Consider the following 4967-nt stretch of genomic DNA (forward strand, 5'->3'; position numbering starts at 1 on the left):
TAAGGAGAAAAAGTTAGTTGAGTTAGCTTTTTGTATCGTTTTTGGTGCTGTTTATAGTTTTATATTCTATGTTTTTTGTTTTATTAGTAGTGAAATGGAGGTTTTTTAGTGAATTGCTGATAGGCTTACGGCTAGTTGAAAAGTTATCCCTCTGTTAAGTTTTTCTTCAAAAAAATGTTGGCTTTATGTTTTTAAGTGCTTGGTATTGAGTGAGTAATTTCTGTGTTTCTCAGTAATGGCATATAGGCAGGAAATGGAAGCCATGAGGTTTCCATTTCCTGCTAAAAACTAATCAAGCATAAAGAAATATACAGGTTTGTGAATGCTGAATTCGGATTCAAGTGGGGAGATTATTCCCGTTTCGGGATTTCTTTTATGAGCGATGATATTATGGGAATTTTGATTTGCGGTGAAAAGGAATTTCCCGTCCGGGGACAAGGAGAAATTTCTGGGTGTCTCCCCACCGGAAGAGATGGTTTGGATTTTTTCCAACTTACCCGAGTCAGTTTGGATACGGAACACTACGATTTCATTGGAGTCGCCACGGTTGGAGGCATATAGGTATTTTCCATCGCTGGATATTTTTATTTCAGCAGCTCCCAGCTCGCCCTGAAACCCTTCTTGCACCAATGGGTAGGTTTCTATATGGCGAATAGTTTTGTCTTCGAGATCATAAGCATACAGTCCTACTTCTGATGTCATTTCGTGGATAAGGTAAATTCTATCCCCGGTTTTGTTGAAGGCCAAGTGTCTTGGGCCTGATCCGGGTTTTACTTCAAAGTAGGCTGGAGAAGATTCGCTTAGGGGAGTTTCCGAAGAAGGATCGAAATCGTAGATATTGACTTTGTCCGTGCCTAAGTCAGCTACAAAAACCTGGGTGCCATTGGGGTGAAAGGTGAGGCTGTGGACATGAGGTCCTTGCTGCCTGTCTTTATTTACACTGTTTCCTTGGTGCTGGATGTCCTGAACAGCTGGTCCCAAGCTGCCATTTTCCAAGATGGGGATGACGGCAAGGTCGCCACTGCCGTAATTTCCTGCCAAAATATATTTTTCACTGGGGTCCAGCGTGATAAAGCAAGGGCCGCTTCCTAGGGTAGAGGAAGTGCTTATTTTTTCCAAGCTTGCTGTTTTACTGTCAAACCGGAAGGAGCACACACTGCCTCCGTTTTCCCCTCCCTCTTCTTGCACTGAAAAGACCAAGTCGCCCGCATTGTTGGTGATTACAAATGAAGGGTTGTTGACGTTGCCTTGTAAAAGAAGCGAATCGAATTGATAAGTGTCCGGGTCAAAGGCAATCAGGTGGATCCCTTGATTTGGATTAGAGGTATAAGTGCCCATCCAAAATTTAATGGTTGGGGTTTCGGTAACTGGGGTTTCAGCTTTGTCAGAGGCTGATTGTCCACAGGAAAGGAGGCCAAAAAGCATAAGGGGAAATAATTTAATTAGAAACATTTTCACGGTTTTCTTGTTTAGATTTTCTTGATGAAGAGTAAATATAATTTGTTTCTGAATTTAAATTGCTCAATGTTTCAATATCCATAATAAAGCTTAACTTTAGGTCAGTCTGGGAAAAAAAATGGATTTGCTCCATTTGAAATGTCAGCTCGATATTGATGAATTATTGAAAAAATGCCGTTTTTTTTGTGTATAAATCAATAAAATATCGGTTTTTCTGAATTATTTTCTTTAGATTGCAGTGTTTTTGATCAAAATGTTTTTGATACCTAGTGTTTTGATTAATTTAATATTTAAATAAAAACATTACTTTAAACCATGTCAAATACCTACCAAACTGAGGTTGCCAAAAGGTTTACCATCTATAACAGTTTATTTCTCGATTTACCTTTTGATGACATTTACCGGACGGGGACTCTGCTTCCTATCCTGTCATCGACTTGCCAAAAGGGCTTTAAGGAAGGTAAAACGCCCAAAGAGATCATCAACCAGTTTTTTGAAGGCATGATGTCTTCCGACTCGATCAAGGAGAAACATAACCTTCTGTTCAAACTGGTTCAATACGTAGAAAGACAGGTTGTATTGTTTGACTCTCTTGAAGATGCGGCATTTGAGAAAATCAATGATGTCAAAGGTCAAGGGACCATGAATGCTTTGATTTCCAGGGCTGAAAACGACAAGAAAAAAGAGGAACTGATTGAGAAACTCAAGACATTCTCTATTCGTCTGACCCTTACTGCTCACCCGACGCAGTTTTATCCTGGAAACGTATTGGCCATCATTACCGATCTGGAGACGGCCATTAGAAACAATGACCTGGGAAATATCGATTTGCTGTTGAGACAATTGGGCAAAACCGCTTTTATCAATCGGGAAAAACCTTCCCCTTACGAGGAGGCGGTCAGTCTATGCTGGTTCTTAGAACACGTGTTCTACAAAAGTATTCCTGATATTTTGGTTCGTGTATTGAGAAAACTCGATATACCTATTCCGGAGTGGGATAACCCGAACTTGCTAAGGGTTGGATTTTGGCCCGGAGGTGATAGAGACGGTAACCCCTACGTGACCCACCAAATCACTATGAATGTGGCGGACAAACTGCAGGAAACGATCTTGAAATGTCTGTACAGGGATGTAAGAAAGGTGAGAAGGAGACTGACCTTCAGAGGCGTGGAGCCTTTGCTGCTTGAGGCGGAAAGAGGAATCTATAAGACGCTTTTTGGAGGCGAAAAAGTTTTCAAATCCAAGGAAGAATTGCTGGATGTGTTGCTCAAGGCACGTGAGATCATTATCAAAGACCATGAAGGATTGTTCCTTGATCTGTTGGATGAGTTTATCCTGAAAGTGAAAGTCTTCGGCTTCTATTTTGCCAGTATGGACTTGAGACAGGATAGCCGCAAGCACGAGGCGCTATGGGCTGAAATCATTGAAGTAACAGAAGGGAAAGAGGCGCTAAAAGCCTATGAAGCTGGTTCTGAGGAAGAAAAAATCAAAAAAATACTTGGGTTTAAGAAGTTGCCTAGCCCGCAAAGCCTGAAGGATGAATTCCATCAGGAAATGCTGGAGAGTATTGCTTCAGTGAGCTACGTGCAGGATAACAATGGTGCTGAAGGCCTTCACAGGTACATCATCTCCAACTGTCAATCTGCCTTGCATATCCTTCAAGTTTACCAGCTAAATAAACTTAAACTGGCTCCTAAGGGGGATCTGAAGTTGGATATTGTACCGCTTTTTGAGACCATTGATGACTTGGCGGCAGCTCCTGCTATTATGGAGCAGTTGTACACAGATAAAGTTTATTCTGCCCATCTTAAGTCAAGAGGAGGAAAGCAGACCATTATGCTTGGATTCTCTGACGGTACCAAAGATGGTGGCTATATCAGGGCAAACTGGTCCATCCTAAGAGCTAAAGAAGAGCTCACCAAAATGTCCAGAAAATATGAAGTAAGCGTCATATTCTTTGACGGTAGGGGAGGACCTCCTGCAAGAGGTGGTGGAAATATGCACAACTTCTATGCTTCCCTAGGCGATCAGGTGGAGAATGAAGAGATTCAGGTAACCATCCAAGGGCAGACGATTTCTGCCAATTACGGTAAACCGGTCTCTTGTACCTATAACTTGGAGCAGCTTCTGAGTGCAGGTTTGGAGAACCATTTGTATCCTACTGTGGAGAACAGACTGACGGATGAGCAAAGGGCCGTGATCGATGAAATGGCCGATATCAGTTATCAGGCGTACAAAGAGTTCAAGAGCCATCCACAATTTGTTCCTTATTTGGAGAAAGTCACTCCATTGAAATTCTTTGGAAAGACCAATATCGGTTCCCGTCCTTTGAAGCGAAGCAAGGGTGAAGGAATGAAGTTTGAAGACCTGAGAGCTATCCCGTTTGTAGGTTCTTGGGCACAGATGAAACAAAATATCCCAGGCTTCTACGGGGTCGGTAAAGCCATTGCTGAGATGGAAAAACGAGGTAAAAAAGACCAAGTCGCCCAGCTTTACCGGGATTCATTGTTCTTTAGGTCACTGTTGGGGAATTCCATGCAGTCATTGGCCAAATCTTTCTATCCTTCCACCGCTTACCTGAAGGATAACGAGAGCTACGGTGATTTCTGGAATTTAATGCATGATGAATATAAGCGTTCACTCGATCAAATATTGGAAATCTCCGGTATGAACGAGTTGCTAGAGGATAATGAAGTAAGTAAAAAATCCATTGAAATCAGGGAGAAAATCGTTCTTCCATTGATTACTATCCAGCAATATGCGATTCAAGAAATGCTGGATTCCGGAAAGGAAAATGCCACACTGCAGAAGTTGATATTACGGACCATGTTTGGTATTATCAATGCAGCAAGGAATGCCGCTTAATAAATGGTAGCTATAAGCAAAAATCCCCGACCAGAAAAGGTCGGGGATTTTTTTTACGGCTAAGTTTGGATTTAGCGATGTAATAATCCTAATAAAAGGAAATGATTGCCTTTTATTTTAGGAATGAAGTTAGCATCCAGTGGTGCTGTTCGATACTTTTAATCATGGCGATCAACATATCTTCCGTCGCTGAATCTCCGAGGTCAGCCACGTTTTCAGCGCAATCGTTCATGTTTTCAGCAAGGATTTCAAAGTCGCTGAGTACTTCCCTGACCATATTGTCAGAACTTAACTCCGTTCCCACTTCTTTGATGTCTGCATGGTCAAGGTAATCTTGGATCAAACTCAAGGGCGTCATTCCAAAAACCCGTATCCTTTCGGCAATCAAATCAATGTTTTCAAAGGCTTCATTATATAGCTCTTCAAACTTTTCGTGAAGATCAAAGAAGTCTCCACCAGTGACGTTCCAGTGAAAGTTTCTTAGCTTTTGATAATGCACATGATAATTGGCCAATAGTAGGTTAAGCGATCCAACTATTTTTTCAGATTCTTCTTTGTTGTAGCCCAGTTTTTTAAAGATTCTTTTCTCTGTTTTTTGCATGGTTGTGTTTTATTTTAGATCAACAATAATTACTTCTGTTAAG

The 4967-nt window shown here is 41.4% G+C and carries 3 protein-coding genes; 1 reads left to right on the forward strand and 2 read right to left on the reverse strand.

What is annotated here, in order from left to right; genetic code table 11:
- Window positions 1–288: 288 nt before the first annotated feature.
- Window positions 289–1425, reverse strand: a complete 1137-nt coding sequence (locus ACYVAA_RS22185; RefSeq protein ID WP_460546119.1) for a lactonase family protein — start codon at window positions 1423–1425, stop codon at window positions 289–291.
- Window positions 1426–1773: 348 nt separating this feature from the next.
- On the opposite strand from ACYVAA_RS22185, the gene ACYVAA_RS22190 reads away from it, so the two are divergent.
- Complete coding sequence (locus tag ACYVAA_RS22190) at window positions 1774–4323, forward strand: phosphoenolpyruvate carboxylase family protein (protein WP_460546121.1); 2550 nt, start codon at window positions 1774–1776, stop codon at window positions 4321–4323.
- A 112-nt stretch (window positions 4324–4435) separates the two neighbouring features.
- Here the strand turns inward: ACYVAA_RS22190 and ACYVAA_RS22195 are convergent, their stop codons facing one another.
- On the reverse strand, window positions 4436–4924 hold the full coding sequence (locus tag ACYVAA_RS22195; RefSeq protein ID WP_460546123.1) for a Dps family protein: 489 nt from the start codon (window positions 4922–4924) through the stop codon (window positions 4436–4438).
- Window positions 4925–4967: the final 43 nt, after the last annotated feature.

This window comes from Echinicola sediminis, from assembly GCF_054777495.1.

Excerpts from the sequence above, each read along its gene's own strand:
- ACYVAA_RS22185 (WP_460546119.1), bottom strand. The coding sequence starts at position 1,425 with ATGCTTTTTGGCCTCCTTTCCTGTGGACAATCAGCCTCTGACAAAGCT.
- ACYVAA_RS22195 (WP_460546123.1), bottom strand. The coding sequence starts at position 4,924 with ATGCAAAAAACAGAGAAAAGAATCTTTAAAAAACTGGGCTACAACAAA.
- ACYVAA_RS22190 (WP_460546121.1), top strand. The coding sequence starts at position 1,774 with ATGTCAAATACCTACCAAACTGAGGTTGCCAAAAGGTTTACCATCTAT.